The sequence below is a fragment of the Streptomyces sp. CB09001 genome (genome assembly GCF_003369795.1).
Classification (GTDB): Bacteria; Actinomycetota; Actinomycetes; order Streptomycetales; family Streptomycetaceae; genus Streptomyces.
The window spans coordinates 4,995,006-5,010,912 of the sequence record NZ_CP026730.1 but is presented as its reverse complement, the minus strand read 5'-3'; the positions used below and the strand labels follow the sequence as shown (position 1 = coordinate 5,010,912).

Annotated in this window: 8 protein-coding genes; 1 reads left to right on the top strand and 7 read right to left on the bottom strand. The window is 73.9% G+C overall.

Annotated features, from left to right (window positions below; genetic code table 11):
- The first annotated feature begins 104 nt into the window (after positions 1–104).
- A complete protein-coding gene (locus C4J65_RS23470; RefSeq protein WP_115744165.1) occupies positions 105–3,938 on the top strand; it encodes a multifunctional oxoglutarate decarboxylase/oxoglutarate dehydrogenase thiamine pyrophosphate-binding subunit/dihydrolipoyllysine-residue succinyltransferase subunit in 3,834 nt (1,277 codons plus the stop codon).
- 82 nt (positions 3,939–4,020) lie between these two features.
- Here the strand turns inward: C4J65_RS23470 and fxsT are convergent, their stop codons facing one another.
- The 7 genes from fxsT to C4J65_RS23435 all read right to left on the bottom strand — a co-directional run bounded on the left by fxsT (position 4,021) and on the right by C4J65_RS23435 (position 15,881).
- The gene (gene fxsT / locus C4J65_RS23465) at positions 4,021–7,023 is read right to left on the bottom strand and encodes an FxSxx-COOH system tetratricopeptide repeat protein (protein WP_115744164.1); all 3,003 of its coding nucleotides are present in this window, start codon (positions 7,021–7,023) and stop codon (positions 4,021–4,023) included.
- Positions 7,024–7,098: 75 nt separating this feature from the next.
- Positions 7,099–8,385, bottom strand: a complete 1,287-nt coding sequence (locus C4J65_RS23460) for an HEXXH motif-containing putative peptide modification protein (RefSeq protein WP_115744163.1) — start codon at positions 8,383–8,385, stop codon at positions 7,099–7,101.
- A complete protein-coding gene (locus C4J65_RS36145) occupies positions 8,382–8,555 on the bottom strand; it encodes a hypothetical protein (protein WP_162833311.1) in 174 nt (57 codons plus the stop codon). The genes C4J65_RS23460 and C4J65_RS36145 overlap by 4 nt, the downstream gene beginning before the upstream one ends.
- A gap of 194 nt (positions 8,556–8,749) precedes the next feature.
- Entirely contained in the window at positions 8,750–12,073 is a 3,324-nt protein-coding gene (locus C4J65_RS23450) for a tetratricopeptide repeat protein (RefSeq protein WP_115744161.1), read from the bottom strand.
- Between the two features lie 7 nt (positions 12,074–12,080).
- Positions 12,081–13,190 carry an AAA family ATPase gene (locus C4J65_RS23445; RefSeq protein WP_115746596.1) on the bottom strand — a complete coding sequence of 370 codons (1,110 nt, stop codon included), beginning with the start codon at positions 13,188–13,190 and terminating at the stop codon, positions 12,081–12,083.
- Positions 13,191–13,341: 151 nt separating this feature from the next.
- On the bottom strand, positions 13,342–15,477 hold the full coding sequence (locus C4J65_RS23440) for a trypsin-like peptidase domain-containing protein (protein WP_115744160.1): 2,136 nt from the start codon (positions 15,475–15,477) through the stop codon (positions 13,342–13,344).
- Positions 15,474–15,881, bottom strand: a complete 408-nt coding sequence (locus C4J65_RS23435) for a CU044_2847 family protein (protein ID WP_240330496.1) — start codon at positions 15,879–15,881, stop codon at positions 15,474–15,476. Before C4J65_RS23435 ends, C4J65_RS23440 begins: the two co-directional genes overlap by 4 nt.
- Between the last annotated feature and the right edge of the window lie 26 nt (positions 15,882–15,907).

Genomic DNA, 15,907 nt, shown 5'->3' with positions numbered 1-15,907 from the left:
GCGACGATGAACGGGCCCGGTCTGACCTTCCGGGGTCGGTAGGCGTAGCCTTGATTCCCGCTGTCCACCATCTTGTGAAGAAGCGGAAGAGGGCGGTTCTCGCCGTGTCGCCACAGTCCCCCAGTAACTCGAGCATCTCGACCGACACCGACCAAGCGGGCACCGCGGGAAAGAACCCCGCGGCCGCGTTCGGTGCCAATGAGTGGCTCGTCGACGAGATCTATCAGCAGTACCTCCAGGACCCGAACTCCGTGGACCGAGCCTGGTGGGACTTCTTCGCCGACTACAAGCCCGGCGCGGCGGCCACCCCGACCGCCGCCGGCCCCGTGACCACGGACGCCGGCAGCACGCCACCGGCCGCCCCCGCCCCGCAGGCGCAGGCCCCCGCCCCGGCGCAGCCGAAGGCTGCCGCCCCCGCGGCTCCGGCCCCCGCTCCCGCGAAGCCCGCCGCTGCCGCCCCCGCGGCTCCGGCCGCTCCGGCCGCCAAGCCCGCTGCCGCGCCGGCCAAGCCCGCCGCCAAGCCGCAGGCGAAGGCCGCCGCGCCCGCCAAGGACGCCGGCGCCGCCCCCGAGGGCCCCGAGCTGGTGACCCTGCGCGGCCCGGCCGCCGCGGTCGCGAAGAACATGAACGCCTCGCTGGAGCTGCCCACGGCCACGTCCGTGCGCGCGGTCCCGGTCAAGCTGCTGTTCGACAACCGCATCGTCATCAACAACCACCTCAAGCGCGCCCGGGGCGGGAAGATCTCCTTCACGCACCTGATCGGCTACGCGATGGTGCAGGCCATCAAGGCCATGCCGACGATGAACCACTCGTTCGGCGAGAAGGACGGCAAGCCGACCCTGGTCAAGCCGGCCCACATCAACCTCGGCCTCGCCATCGACCTGGTCAAGCCCAACGGCGACCGCCAGCTGGTCGTCGCGGCGATCAAGAAGGCCGAGACGCTGAACTTCTTCGAGTTCTGGCAGGCCTACGAGGACATCGTCCGTCGCGCCCGCGACAACAAGCTGACGATGGACGACTTCACCGGCGTCACGGTCTCCCTGACCAACCCCGGCGGCCTCGGCACCGTCCACTCCGTGCCGCGCCTGATGCCCGGCCAGTCGGTCATCCTGGGCGTCGGCTCCATGGACTACCCGGCGGAGTTCCAGGGCACCAGCCAGGACACCCTGAACAAGCTCGGCATCTCGAAGGTCATGACGCTCACGTCGACCTACGACCACCGGGTCATCCAGGGCGCCGCCTCCGGCGAGTTCCTGCGCCAGGTCGCCAACCTGCTGCTCGGCGAGAACGGCTTCTACGACGAGATCTTCAAGGCGCTGCGCATCCCCTACGAGCCGGTCCGCTGGCTCAAGGACATCGACGCCTCGCACGACGACGACGTCACCAAGGCCGCCCGCGTCTTCGAGCTGATCCACTCCTACCGGGTCCGCGGCCACGTCATGGCCGACACCGACCCGCTGGAGTACCAGCAGCGCAAGCACCCCGACCTGGACATCACCGAGCACGGGCTCACCCTGTGGGACCTGGAGCGCGAGTTCGCGGTCGGCGGCTTCGCCGGCAAGTCCCTGATGAAGCTGCGCGACATCCTCGGCGTGCTGCGCGACTCGTACTGCCGCACCACCGGCGTCGAGTTCATGCACATCCAGGACCCCAAGCAGCGCAAGTGGATCCAGGACCGCATCGAGCGCTCGCACACCAAGCCGGAGCGCGAGGAGCAGCTGCGCATCCTGCGCCGGCTGAACGCCGCCGAGGCGTTCGAGACGTTCCTCCAGACCAAGTACGTCGGCCAGAAGCGGTTCTCCCTGGAGGGCGGCGAGTCCGTCATCCCGCTGCTCGACGCGGTCATCGACTCGGCGGCCGAGTCCCGCCTGGACGAGGTCGTCATCGGCATGGCCCACCGCGGCCGGCTGAACGTGCTGGCCAACGTGGTCGGCAAGTCGTACGCGCAGATCTTCCGCGAGTTCGAGGGCAATCTCGACCCGAAGTCGATGCACGGCTCCGGCGACGTGAAGTACCACCTGGGCGCCGAGGGCACCTTCACCGGCCTGGACGGCGAGCAGATCGCGGTCTCGCTGGTCGCCAACCCCTCGCACCTGGAGGCGGTGGACCCGGTCCTGGAGGGTGTCTCGCGCGCCAAGCAGGACATCATCAACAAGGGCGGCACGGACTTCACCGTCCTGCCGGTGGCGATCCACGGCGACGCGGCCTTCGCGGGCCAGGGCGTGGTGGCCGAGACCCTGAACATGTCGCAGCTGCGCGGCTACCGCACCGGCGGCACGGTCCACGTCGTCATCAACAACCAGGTCGGCTTCACCGCCGCCCCGGAGTCCTCGCGCTCCTCGATGTACGCCACCGACGTGGCCCGCATGATCGAGGCCCCGATCTTCCACGTGAACGGCGACGACCCGGAGGCCTGCGTCCGCGTGGCGCGGCTCGCCTTCGAGTTCCGCCAGGCGTTCAACAAGGACGTGGTGATCGACCTCATCTGCTACCGCCGCCGCGGTCACAACGAGACCGACAACCCGGCCTTCACCCAGCCGCTGATGTACGACCTGATCGACAAGAAGCGCTCGGTGCGCAAGCTGTACACCGAGTCCCTCATCGGTCGCGGCGACATCACCCTGGAAGAGGCCGAGCAGGCGCTGCAGGACTACCAGGGCCAGCTGGAGAAGGTCTTCACCGAGGTCCGCGAGGCCGTCTCGCAGCCGGCGTCCGCGGAGCCCTCGGAGCCGCAGGCGGAGTTCCCGGTCGCCGTGAACACCGCGATCAGCGCGGAGACCGTCAAGCGCATCGCCGAGTCCCAGGTCAACATCCCCGACCACATCACCGTGCACCCGCGCCTGCTGCCGCAGCTGCAGCGCCGCGCGGCGATGGTCGAGGACGGCACGATCGACTGGGGCATGGGCGAGACCCTCGCCGTCGGCTCACTCCTCCTGGACGGCGTGCCGGTCCGGCTCACCGGCCAGGACTCGCAGCGCGGCACCTTCGGCCAGCGCCACGCGGTCGTCATCGACCGTGAGACCGGCGACGAGTTCACGCCGCTGCTCTACCTGTCCGAGGACCAGTCCCGGTACAACGTCTACAACTCCCTGCTCTCCGAGTACGCGGTGATGGGCTTCGAGTACGGCTACTCGCTGGCCCGCCCGGACGCGCTGGTGATGTGGGAGGCGCAGTTCGGCGACTTCGTCAACGGCGCGCAGACGGTCGTGGACGAGTTCATCTCCTCGGCCGAGCAGAAGTGGAACCAGACCTCCGGCGTCACGCTCCTGCTGCCGCACGGCTACGAGGGTCAGGGCCCGGACCACTCCTCGGCCCGCCCGGAGCGGTTCCTCCAGCTGTGCGCGCAGAACAACATGACGGTCGCGATGCCGACCCTGCCGTCGAACTACTTCCACCTCCTGCGGTGGCAGGTGCACAACCCGCACCACAAGCCGCTGGTGGTCTTCACCCCGAAGTCGATGCTGCGCCTGAAGGCGGCGGCCTCGAAGGCGGAGGAGTTCACGACGGGCCAGTTCCGCCCGGTCATCGGCGACGACTCGGTCGACCCGGCCGCCGTCAAGAAGGTCGTCTTCTGCTCCGGCAAGGTCTACTACGACCTCGACGCCGAGCGGAAGAAGCGCGGCGCGACGGACACGGCCATCATCCGCATCGAGCGCCTGTACCCGCTGCCGGGTGCCGAGCTCCAGGCGGAGATCGCCAAGTACCCGAACGCCGAGAAGTACCTGTGGACCCAGGAGGAGCCGGCGAACCAGGGCTTCTGGCCGTTCATCGCGCTCAACCTGATCGACCACCTGGACCTGGCGGTCGGCGCCGACGTCCCGCACGGCGAGCGCCTGCGCCGCATCTCGCGGCCGCACGGCTCGTCCCCGGCCGTCGGTTCCGCCAAGCGGCACCAGGCCGAGCAGGAGCAGCTGATGCGTGAGGTGTTCGAGGCCTGAGCCCCGCACCACCCGACCGACCGAGGAGGCCGGCCCCGTTCCCCGGGGCCGGCCTCCTCGCGTGGGTGCTCGCCTGCCGCCCTCAGCCGAGGTAGGGCTCGAAGTCCCAGTACGGGCGGGTGCGCTGCCGGGCGGAGAGGGTGTGCGGATGCTGGGCGCCGAGCGTCCGGGTCAGGCCCAGCAGCCCGTCCTCCTCCAGCTTCCCGGCCTCCTCGTGCTCCCGGGCGGCCCGCAGATCGGCGGCCAGGGCCACCTGGCAGGACAGGGTCAGCGGATGCTCCCCGCCCAGCGTGCGCTGGGCCCGGCGCACCGTCTCCCGGCCGAGTTCCACCGCGTCGGCGATCCGCCCGTTGAAGTTGCGCGCGCCGGTGGCGCACAGGGCGCAGCCGAGCACCCAGGGATGGTCGGGGCCCAGGGTGGCGGTGAGCCCGGCCAGGGCCGCCTCGAACATCGACATGGCCTCGGCCCGCTCGCCGGCCGCCTGCATGATCAGGCCGGTGTTGGCGAGCATGCCGGTGGCGACGGGGTGGGCGGGTCCGAGCAGCGCCCGGTACCCGGCCTCGGCCTCCGCGATGAGCTCGCGGGCGTGACTGAGGTCGCCGTGTTCGCGCAGGTAGTTGCCGTAGTTGGTGAGGAAGGCGAGGGTGCGGTAGTGCTCCCGGCCGTGGACCTGGGCCAGCTCGTCCAGCAGGCTCGCCATCTCGGGGCCGATGTCCTGCGTGGGGCCGCCCCCTCGACGGCGGCTCATCACCAGCTGGGTGCGTGCTCCCAGGGTCTGCGGATGCTGCGGACCCAGCACCTGCACATGCAGGCGGACCGCCGGTTCCTGGCGTGCCAGCGCGTCCCGGTAGCGGCCGAGCAGCCGCAGGTCGTGCGTGACGGCGCTCGAGGAGTTGAGCGTGCTGATGTGCCTGGCCCGCAGGACGCTCTCGCGGATGGCGTAGTTCTCCAGGTCGAGTTCGTACGCCTCGGCGAACCGGCCGAGCAGGCGCAGGCTGACACCGAGGTTGTGCCGGGCGACCGTCGTGGCGGTCTCGTTCGGGCCGAGCAGGCGGCCGGTGCCCTCCAGGACCTCGTGCTGCAAGGCGTACGCCTCGTCGTAGCGTCCCAGGTGGCGCAGGCAGCTGGCCATCGCGCCCTGGGTGGTCAGCTCCGCCAGCGGGTTGGTGCCGGGCGCCGCCCGCAGCCGCTCCAGGACGTCGCGGTCGAGGTCGTACGCCTCCCGGAACCGGCCGCTGACCCGCACCATGGTGCTCTCCTCCCGCGTCAGGTCCAGCATCTGCGGGGACAGCGGGGGCAGGAATCCGGCCCAGCGCTCACGGGTCCGCCGGGCCAGGTTCAGACCGGTGGTGTACTCACCGCTGCGGTTGCAGTAGCGCAGGCAGTTCAGCACGGTCTCCTGGACCCGGGGCCGGGTGCTGTCGAGCGCGCCCGAGGGCTCCAGGTGCGGCAGCAGCTCGGCGTACCGGGGCCAGTTCCGGCTGTCGAGGGGGTTGCCGGGGTCCGCTTCGGCCAGCAGGGTGCGGACCGCCCTGCGGTGGCTGTCGCGCTGGTCGTCGCCGGTCAGCTTGGAGACGATGTCGTGGACGAGGCGGTGCATGTGCACCGACTCCTGGTGCGGGCCCATCTCCAGGCCGGCCGGGCCCCGGGTCTCGCGGGTGAGGACGGAGTACTTCACCAGGGTGTCCAGGGCCCGGGACCAGGCGGGCAGGTCCGCCGTCATCCAGCGCAGGTTCTCGGGGAGGTCGGCGTGCGGGTAGGCGCGGATCAGTCCGAGCGGGATGCGCCCGGGGGCGAAGGAGGTGCACAGTCCCAGCACGTCGATGGCCTGCGGCTGGGCCCGGCGGAACCGGTTGAGCAGTATCGACCAGGAGGTCATGGAGGACTGGGGGAAGCCGTCACCGGTGACGGGCTCGTCGACGGTGGAGAGCCGGCGCTCGCGCACCATCCGCAGGTACTCGGACACCTCCATGCCGGACTCGCCGAGCCAGGAGGCCGCCTGGACCAGCGGCAGCGGTACGTCACCGAACTCGGCGGCGACCTCCTCCGCCTCGGCGGCGCTGATGTGGCCGGCCCTGCGCATCAGGTAGGCGACGGACTCGGCGCGCACGAAGCCGGGGACCTCGACCGCGTCCGTCCGCTCGCTCCACGCCCGGTTGCGGGACGTGATCAGGACGTGGCCGGGCCCCTGCGGGAGCAGGGCGTCGGCCCCGTCGGTGTCGTCCCAGCCGTCGAAGATCACCAGCCACTTCTGGTGCGGGTCGCCGCGGCGCAGGGCGTTGCGGACCGCGCGGATGCGTTCGCCGGGTTCGCTGCCGCTGCGCAGGCCGAGTTCGACGGCTAGTTCACCGAGGCGGTCGCGCTGGATGTTGCGGTCGTCGGAGTTGACCCACCAGACCACGTCGTAGTCGGTGCTGAAGCGGTGTGCGTACTCGGCGGCGAGCTGGGTCTTGCCGATGCCCGACATGCCCAGCAGCGTGCAGGCGGCCGCGCCGCGTTCGGCGTCCGCGAGGCGCTGGTGGATGGTGGTGAGCAGGTCGTCGCGGCCGGTGAAGCGCGGGTTGCGGCGCGGCACCTCTCCCCAGACGTCGCATCGCGTGTCGGGGAAGCGGACCCGGGTGACCGGGGTCCGCGGCGTGGTCAGCGGCGCCAGGCCCAGCCGGGCGAGCAGCCGCTCCTCGACGGCTTCCTCACTCAGCCCCCACAAGCTGGCCGGTTCCAGCACGGCCGTGGCGGGCAGCAGCGGGCGGTTGGTGAGGTTGACGGCGGCGAAGCGGTCGGCGTGCGCGGCGACGAAGCCGCGCAGCGCGTCGTTCCACTCCCCCGCCGGGCGCGGACCGAGTTCGAAGAACCAGTCGTTGAGGACGAGGAGCACGCGTCCGCTGGACAGCAGCAGGTCACCGAGGGAGTCCTCCAGCGGGATCTCCCGCGGCGGGTCCCAGCGGTGGAGTGTGGCCCGGTGGCCGTGGCGTTCCAGGCACTGCTCGATCCACGCCGCCCATGAGCGGTGATAGCCGGGGAAGACCACAAGAATGTGCTCGGAGGCCGTCGCACCGCCCCCGCCGGACCGCCGCTGTTCCGCCATCACCGCTCCCTGTCCCGCCGCGTCCGCCGCGCTCGCGCACACGCTAACGCAACGCGCTCACACTCGTGCGCTCCGTCATGTCGAGTTTCGGGCGGCCACGCCGAGACTCTCGTGGTGCCCGTGCATCTCCCGCACGAAACTCCGTCCCGCGCAGGTCAGTTCATCGGATTCGCCCAGTACGGCCAGGGCAGCTCCGACCTGTTCCCGGTACCGTGCGAAACGCTCGGCGGCCCGCTGTCGCCACTCCTCGGGCACGGCGACGGCGCGCTCCGCCCGCGACCACAGATCGAGCAGCGCGAGATGGGCGTAGGCGCCCTGGAGCACCGAAGGGACGGGGCGGGGGTCCGGCCGCCACGCCACCCGGTGCAGGGCGCCGCCGGGACGGCACAGGGCCACGGCCTCGCCGAGGGCCGCCAGCTTGCTGTGGTGGGTCTCGTGCACCAGCGTCTCCGCCAGTTCCGGCGCGTCGGCCGGCATCTGCGTCAGCACGGCGCCCGGGGCGGCACGGAGTGTCGCGCCACTCGGGATACCCGCGCCGCGCCCGGCGGCGAGCGGCACCAAGGAGCGCACCAGCGCGTCCGTCTCGGTGACCCGCCCCGGGTCGGTCGCCGACAGCAGCGCGCGGGCCCGGCGCCACCGCCCCGCCCACGTGCGGTACTCGGTGCGGGCGCTGTCGGCCGCGGGCGCGGCCGCGCTGCCGATGCCCCGGGACGGCACGCGGTAGGGGTCGAGGTCGTCGAGGACCGTGTCACCGCCCGGCAGCTTCCGCAGCGCGGACCAACCGGTTCCGTCCTCTTCCGGTCCCCGTGCTCCGGCCGCCGGCCACGTCCGGCCGGAGCGCCGGTCCGCCGCGTCGGGGCCGGCCTCCGCGGTGAGCCGCGGCGGCCCCGCACCGCCGCTCGCCCGTGCCCACCCCGAAGGGCTGCGCAGCAGGCCCAGGCCGGGCAGCGCCAGCAGGCCCGAAGGGGCCGCCAGCCTGCCGGACGGCGCCCGGCCGGACCGGACGGCGGCGGCGACGGCGACGCCCCGCAGGTGGGGCAGATGAGCCTCGAAGGCGGTTCCCGGCCGCGCGGCGAGGGCTTCTGTGAGCCAGGAGCCGACCGTGGGGTAGTCGAGGACCTCGCGCACCGCCGCGCCGTCGGCCCGCTCGGCGCGCTCCAGCAGCGCCCAGTCGTCCTCGAAGTCCCGGTGCGCGGCGGGCGACAGCGAGGAACCCTGCCGTTCGACCCGGACCAGGAGTGCCTTGAGGAGCAGCATGCGACGCGCGTGGATCGCGGCACGCAGTGCCGCGGTCGCGGCGGGCAGGGGGCGGGTCCGGGCGAGGGCGACGAAGACGTCGGGCGGTACGGAGGCCGGAATCATCCCCCGGACACCCGAGTCGGCGGGGACTCGGCGAGTGGGGCCGAAAACGTGCACTCCCCGGAGCCGTCCGGCATCAGCCGCTCGCTGTCACCGGAATGCCAGACCTGCTGGAACTCGTCGGAGCCGGCCAGTACCCGGTCGACGGCCGCGATGAGTTCCGGATCGTCCATGGCACGCAATGTCCGCAGGTCGGCATCGGTGAGCCCGGGCAGTAGCACGGTCGGTCCGGCGCCCCCGCCACGACCGGGCGTTCCCATCCCCTGCTCCGCCACCCTCGGCTCCTCCCTGCCCACGTCCCGCCCCGTCCCCTCGCGATGGTTGCCCAGTTCTTCCCGACCGGCCGGAGACGGAAACCCCTTACGGATCAACTGCGCGCAAACTCGGCCTCGTTGGATCGCTCCTCCCAAGGGTGCCAAGGCGGTGAGAGCCGCCTCCACTCCTCCTCGGGCATGGCCCGGGACGCGGCCGCGGGCGTCCGTTCCGCCGCCAGGTCGTCTCCCGCGCGTCGGGTCAGCTCCACGTCGTCCCAGTCGACCTCGCGCAGGGACCCCGTGAGCCGCTGCCACTGCTCCCGCGCCGCCCGGTAGGCCGCACCGGCCGCGCTCGGCCGGCCCAGCAGCACCAGCACCGCTCCGCGCCCGTGCCGGGCCCGCGCCACCGTCACCGACCCCGGCCCGTCCGGGTACGCCTCCTGCGCCTCGCGCTCGGCGTTCTCGTACGCGTGCAGCGCCTCGAACAGCACGGGTGCGCCGGCCCGGTACCACCCTTCGAGCCGCACCCTGCCGAGCTGGAGCCAGGCCTCGGCCCGGACGCCCACGTCGGCCGCCGCCCGCACGGCCTGCCCCAGCAGGTGCCGGCTCTCGAACAGGTCCGGCAGGAAACCCAGATGCCGGAAGCGCTGGGCGAGCGCGCTGCCCACGAGCGCCTGCAGCCTGCCCCGCTGCGCGGAGCGGGCCGGCAGGTCCTTGAGGGCCTCCCTCAGCACGGACTCCGCACGGTCCACGAGACCCGCGCCGTCCCCTCGGGACGCCCTGCGCAGCAGCGACTCGCCCCAGGTGGTGAGGAGCCCGCAGCGTACGACGCTCTCCGGCGGTGCGAGCAGCACGGCCGACTCGTACGCCTCGTCGGCCTCCCGGGCCTCGCCCACCGTGTCGTGGAACGCGGCGCGGGCGGCGAGGCAGGGCAGCCGCAGGGCAGGGTCGTCACCGGCGGCCCGCTCCGCCCGCAGCAGCGCCTCCCGGGTCGCCTCCTCGTCCGCCGGGGCGCCGCGCAGCGCCCGCGCCAGGTCGAGCAGGGCCCGGCTGCGTACGGGGCCGGGGGCGTCGGACTCGTCGAGCAGGGCGCAGGCCGGGCGCAGGTCGGCGGCGGCCTCGCCATGGTGCCCCAGGTCCAGCAGGAGCCGGCCGCGGCGCAGCAGCCGGGCCCGGTGGACGGCGAGCCAGGTCTCGGTGCGGTGGCGGTCCGCGGCGGACCCGGCCTCGGCGGGCTCGGTGGCGCGGCGGACGGCCGCGGGCCAGGGGGCGGTGTCGGGGGCCAGGACGTCGAGGGCGGCCATGAGGCGGTCCGGGTCGCCGGTGACGCGCCACAGCGCGTGCAGCCCGGCGGCGAGTTCGAGCGCGGACTCCGCCTGCGCGGGGCTGTGGTCGGGCGCCGCGCGGTGCGCCGCGGCCAGTCCCTCGGTGGCGGCGGTGAGGAGGTCCGCCCGGCGCTCCGGCGCGCGGCCCGCCACCGTGTCGGCCTCGGCGCGCAGCACACGGCCGAGGACCAGCCGGGCCCGTACGCCGTCGGCCTCGTCGGGTGCCGTGGCGGCGTCGGGTGCCGTGGCGGCGTCGGCGGCGGCTCTGGTGGCGGCCCGCACCGCGGCCTCGGCGTGCTCCCGGGCCCGGTGCAGCACGTCCGGGTCGGCCAGCATCCGCCACTGGCCGAGCAGCCGCTCGGCCTCCGTCAGGGGCTCGGGCGTGACCAGGTCGGGCAGGTAGAAGCGCAGCACCCGGGCGGGGACGCGGGCGAACAGCTCGGCCTCGGCGCTGTCTCCGGCGTTCGGCCCGAAGTCGTCGTCCGTGCGGGGTCCGGCGTCGGCGGGCCCGGCGTCGCGCCCGGCGAGGCGGACCGCGGCCAGCGCGGCGAAGTTGCGGGTGCCCTTGCCGAAGCGGCGCTCCACGTAGTCCGAGCAGTGCTTGAGGACGAGCCCGGCGGTGTCCTGGTCGAGGGTGGAGAGCAGCAGGTCCTGCACCCGGCCCGGGTAGGTGAAGCACGGTTGGTCCCCGGTGCCGGGCAACCGGCGCAGCAGCCCGCCCAGCAGGACCTCCGCCAGTTCCATGGGGCCGGTGTCGGGGAGCATGGCGCGCTGCACGAGTTGCATGACGGGCAGGGTGAGCGGGGCGGCGGCCAGGTACACGGCGAGGCGCAGCGCCCCCGGCGAGGCGGTCGCCCGGAACGCGCGGACGAGTTCCTCGTCGCCGCGCGCGACCGTGCCCGCCGGAGCCGCCGGCGCGGGGTGGTGCGCCGTCCGGGCGGCCCAGGCCCGCTCGCTGGTGGGACCGGTGCCGGCCAGCAGACGCGCCCAGGTCTCGAACGCCTCGGGTGTCGGCTGGAGCACCGGTACGGCGGTGGCGGGCGCGGCGGGTTCGTCCCACGGCTCGTCGTCCGGGTGGAAGGTGAGACGCCCGCCGAACTCGGCAGCCCGGACCAGCAGTCCGGGCTCCGCGGGCAGGGCCGTACGGCCCCACAGGCGCGGCGGCAGCGGCTGGACGATGGCCAGGGGCGAGGAACGCGGCCACTGGCGCAGCAGCCGTTGCGCACCGCCGCTCTGCCACAGGGTGCCCACGCAGTCGCTGATCAGCAGGGTGACGGAGCGGCCCGAGGAGTCGTGGAGCTCGTCCGGCGAGCGCAGCCGCGGCGGGTGGCCGGGCTCGGCGGCGGGACCGATCGCCGCTCTCCCGGCGGCGTCGGCGTGCAGGTGGTGGACCCGGACGGCGGCGAACGCTCCCGACTGCTGGCAGGCCTGGCGCAGCTCCTCGACCAGCTGTCCCCACACGGCCATCGCGGGTCCGGTGTCGACCAGGAGTCGGATGTCGGACCGCCTGCTGCGACCCGGCCGCGCCACGGGCAGGACGAAGCCGGTCACGGCGGCGCGCTCGGCGGTCGCCTCCTCGTCGATGCCGCCGTCGGTGTAGTCGGTGCTCGCGACCCGGTAACGGCCCAGGGTGCGCAGGGCCTTCTCCAGGCCGAGGAGGCCGGGCAGCGCGGAGGCTGCGGGGGCGCGCACCGGGAAGGTGGCGTGGGTGCCGCCGCCGTCCGCCCGGCCGGTGGCGGCGCCCGCGGTACGCAGCGGTACCGGGGTGGACGCCCTCGTTCCGGGGGCGATGGGGTCCGGGCGGCCGGGCCGTGCCGCGCCGTCCGCGCCGTCCGCGCCCTCCGCGGCGGAGGGGTCGGAGCGGTCGGGCGACGTCGGCCGGGTCCCGGATCGGCTCTCCGACGTACCGGCCGGCTCGGTGTGCGAGCCGGCACCGGGGCCGGAGCCGGGCTCCGGGTCCGTGGTGGGGCCGGGCCGGCCAACGGCGCCGGGGGGCGGTGCCGTGCCGAGCCGTCGGGCGAGCCAGACGGCGTCCGCGACGTCCTCGGCGGTGACGTCGAGGCCGGCGCGGCGCAGTCGGCCGATCAGCTCCTCCAGCGGCGCCGCCTGCATCGGGCCCTCACCTCGACCGGTCGAGCCGTTGCATGAGCAGGTCCGCGATGCGCTCGCGGGTGAGCCGTTCCGCCTGGGGCGTGTGCTGGGTGAGGAAGAGGGCGTTGAGGAGCTGGTCCGCGGCCATCACCTCGCCCGGTTCCCGGTCGAGGAACCTGCCGATCAGGTCCTGTCCGGCGGCGACCCCCTCCTCGCCGAGGTGCGCCTCGACCATGGCGGTGAGCTGCTCCTCCCCCGGCGGCTCCAACTCCAGCTGGACGCAGCGCCTGAGCAGCGGCGCCGGGAAGTCCCGCTCGCCGTTGGAGGTCAGGACGATCAGCGGGAAGTTGGTGCAGGCGATCCGTCCGCCGTGCACCGCCACCCGGCCGCTGTCGTGCGACAGCACCTCGACCACGGGCTGCCGGTCGGCGACGCGTTCCAGCTCCGGGATGGCGAACTCGCCCTCCTCCAAGGTGTTCAGGAGGTCGTTGGGCAGGTCGAGGTCGCTCTTGTCGAGTTCATCGATGAGCAGCACCCGGGGCAGTTCGGAGGGCAGCAGCGCGGTGCCCAGCGGTCCCAGCCGGATGTACGCCCCGATGCCGGGATCCCGGTCCGCACCGTCGGCCGCGTCGGCCCCTTCGCCCGCGTCGGCCCCTTCACCCGCGTCGCTCCCGCCGGCCGCGTCGTGGCCGTCGCCCGGGTCGCTCCCGTTGCGGCCGGCGCCGCGGGCCCGCTCCAACTGGACGTCCTGGAGCCGTCCGATCGCGTCGTAGCGGTACAGACCGTCCTGCAGGGTGGTCCGGCTGACGATCGGCCAGCGCAGCACCCGGCCCAGTTTCAGCTCATGGGCGACGGCGTAGGCGAGGGTGGACTTCCCGGTGCCCGGGTTGCCGGTGACGAGGAGCGGGCGGCGCAGGTACAGGGCCGCGTTGACGGCGTCGACCTCGGCGGGGCGGGGCGCGTAGTTCTCCGCACGGCGGCGGCGGACGCCGAGCCGGCGGGCGCCGCTGGGGTCCTCCGACCCGGTCTGCGCGCCGTCCTGCGGGCGCGTGAAGTCGCGCCAGGGGGGCGGCTCCGGTAACCGCCGTACGCCGTCGTGCGGCTGACCCACTCCGCGGTAGATCCGCCAGTCGTTCACCATGGGCTCCTTCCGGCTCTGGTGATCTTGCAGCGGTCCGGGCCGTTCGAGTACGACGTTACCGTCCGGCCCCCGGGCCTGCCGAGACTCCCGGACCCTCCTGCTTGCCTGATACCCGCACACCGGCGGATCGACGTCGCCTGATGGAGCATCAGAAGCCCTGGGGTCCGGCGAGCGGCGGCGGCCGCATCGTTTCCGTGCCGTACGGCGGACGGTCCGGCGGGTCGTAGAGGACGGCGATCCGGCCCGTGAGTCCCTCGCTCAGGGCGATATCGGGGTCCGAGGCACCGATGCGCAGGTCGCGCACATGCGCGTGCAGGCCCTCGGCCCGGCCGGCGAGGGACAGCAGCCGGGCGGCGCTGCGGTGGAACGTCCGGCACTCCTCGTGGTCGTGGCCGTCCCTGCGCCACAGCACCAGTGGGTGTCCGGCGGCGAGGGCAACGTCCATGGCCTCCCGCCCGGCGCCGCTTCCGACGGGTCCGCAGAAGACCGGGACGCAGCCGTCGCCGCCACCCGACAGCCGGCGGAGGGTGCCGTACCTGCTCTCCCGGCGCGCGCCGGACGGGTGCCCGGTGTCCGTCGACTCGCCGCGCAGCGGGATGCCGGAGAGGGGCCCGCGTGCCGTGGCCGTCCAGCGCCGGCGCCATTCCGGGATGGGTGGCTTGGCGTTGCGGCGGCGGTCGCGGAGCAGAACGGTGCGGCGCAGTCCGAGCGGCATGGACTGCTCGTCGAAGAAGTCGGTCTCCTCGTACTCGCCCCCCTCGCCGGCGGCGCCGTCCGCACCGCCCTCGGGGACGAGCCGCCACTCGTCTATCGGCTCGTCGAGCAGGGCGCGGGGCAGGAACGCCTCGACCACCGCCAGGTGTTCACCGCGGTCGCCCAGCCGCAGCGCCTCGGCCAGCGGCTCCCTCAGGTGCTCCTGGAGTTCGTGGCGTCGTACGCCGAGGTCGTTGCTGTAGAGGGGGGTGACGTCGCGGCCGTCGTACAGGAGTCGCACGCTCAGCGGGTAGCGCTCCCCGTAGACCGGCTCTCCGATGTCGACGAGGACGTCGGCTCCGGTGCGGGACGAGGTCTCGGACGTGAGGACGGAACGGGCGGACGGATCGGACCGGGCGGACCGGGCGGACCGGGCGGCGTCCGGCTCGCGCACATCGCGGAGCAGCCGGTCGATGTCCTCGCGGATCACCGGCTGGGCGTACAGAACCGCCTGCTCCCCGATCCACCGGGTGAAGTCCCGCAGCCGCTCCGGGTCGGTGTCCCCCGGGCGCTCCAGCACGGTGTGCCGGGCCACCCTGGCCGCGTACAGCAGTACGGCGTCCAGGTCGAGTTCGGGCCTGCCCCCCTTGTCCCCGAGGTCGCGCAGCCCGTGCAGCAGGGCCGCGCCCTCCCGCCAGGTGCGCAGGTCCTCGGGGAACGGGGAGCGGAAGTCCGACTGCACCACGCGGGACTTGGCCTCCTGCACGAGGTCCGCGATCTCGCCCGGACCGCTGGGCGGCGGCAACTGCGCGAGGTGGCCGTACAGGTGGAGGCGCTGGGCGGGGGTGAGGCCGGGGGCGCCGGGATCGCGCAGCCCGGTCTGGACGCGCGTCCAGTCGGTGTCCGCCCCGGACCGGTTGAAGCGGGCGAGGTGGTGCAGGTCGTGCTCGCGCATGACGGTGTGCAGGATGTCGCCCCCGCGTACGTCGTGCAGCTCGCGCAGCGCGGTGACGGGGACGGCGGCCCCTTCGGTCTGCCGGACGCCCTTGTTCATGGCGATGACGGAGCCGTGGCGCAGGTCGACCACGGGCCCGCCGGACAGGCCCTCGACCGGCAGGGCGCCGGCGAGCAGCAGGGCCTTGCCGTCCCGGCCGCTCGCCTCACCGACGCCGTGCCTCAGGCCGAGGGCGCCGGTCTGCCGCGACCAGCCGTGCAGCGAGACCGGGGCGGGGATGGTCGGGGCGCGATCGCTCAGCCAGACGCAACGGGCGTCGTCCGCGCCGTGCACCCGGACGAGCGCGATGTCCGGGAACTCCCAGCGCCCGCGGCCCGCGTGCGCCGGCTCGGGCCGCGGTTTGGCGAGCACCACCTCACCCGTGGTGGTGCCGCCCTGCCAGGTGATCCCCACGGGGCTCCGACTCCGCCACACCTCCGCTCCCCCCTTCCCCACGACGTGGGCACAGGTCAACAGCCAGCCCGGCGCTATGAAGAATCCCGATCCCCAGTACTCGCCACGCTCCGGTGCATACCCGTCACCCGGTGCGACGATGCGCGCCAGCGAGGGGCGCACCAGCTCTTCCAGGGCGCTCATACGACGCCGGACGCCGGAGGTCCCGACGGCGGAACGGCGCCGCCCTCCGGTCCGGGTCGCGGTGCGCCGTCCCGGCGGCCTGGTTCGGTCCAGGTCAACGACACGGTCAGCGAGGCGTTGCCACCTCCCCCCGCGATGGCGCCCACCACGCTGCCCGCCTGCGCCGACAGCTCGATTCCGAAGCCGACGGAGACCTCGACGGATTCCTGGGTGTCCAGTCCGGCGCGCAGGGAGCGCACGACGCCACCGACCGTGTCGGCGAGGCCCCCCGCCATGTCGATGACGCGGTCCCGTACGCCGGTGTCCTCGAAGCCGTCCCCGGTCGCCGCGTCGTCGGACGCGCTCACTCTGGCCCAGACGACCGTCCCGTCGTCGAGCCGTATCTGTTCGATCCCACCGGCCACGGCGCCCCCGTCCGTTCGCTTCCGGC

Excerpts from the sequence above, each read along its gene's own strand:
- fxsT (WP_115744164.1), bottom strand. The coding sequence starts at position 7,023 with ATGGCGGAACAGCGGCGGTCCGGCGGGGGCGGTGCGACGGCCTCCGAG.
- C4J65_RS23460 (WP_115744163.1), bottom strand. The coding sequence starts at position 8,385 with ATGATTCCGGCCTCCGTACCGCCCGACGTCTTCGTCGCCCTCGCCCGG.
- C4J65_RS36145 (WP_162833311.1), bottom strand. The coding sequence starts at position 8,555 with ATGGACGATCCGGAACTCATCGCGGCCGTCGACCGGGTACTGGCCGGC.
- C4J65_RS23450 (WP_115744161.1), bottom strand. The coding sequence starts at position 12,073 with ATGCAGGCGGCGCCGCTGGAGGAGCTGATCGGCCGACTGCGCCGCGCC.
- C4J65_RS23440 (WP_115744160.1), bottom strand. The coding sequence starts at position 15,477 with ATGAGCGCCCTGGAAGAGCTGGTGCGCCCCTCGCTGGCGCGCATCGTC.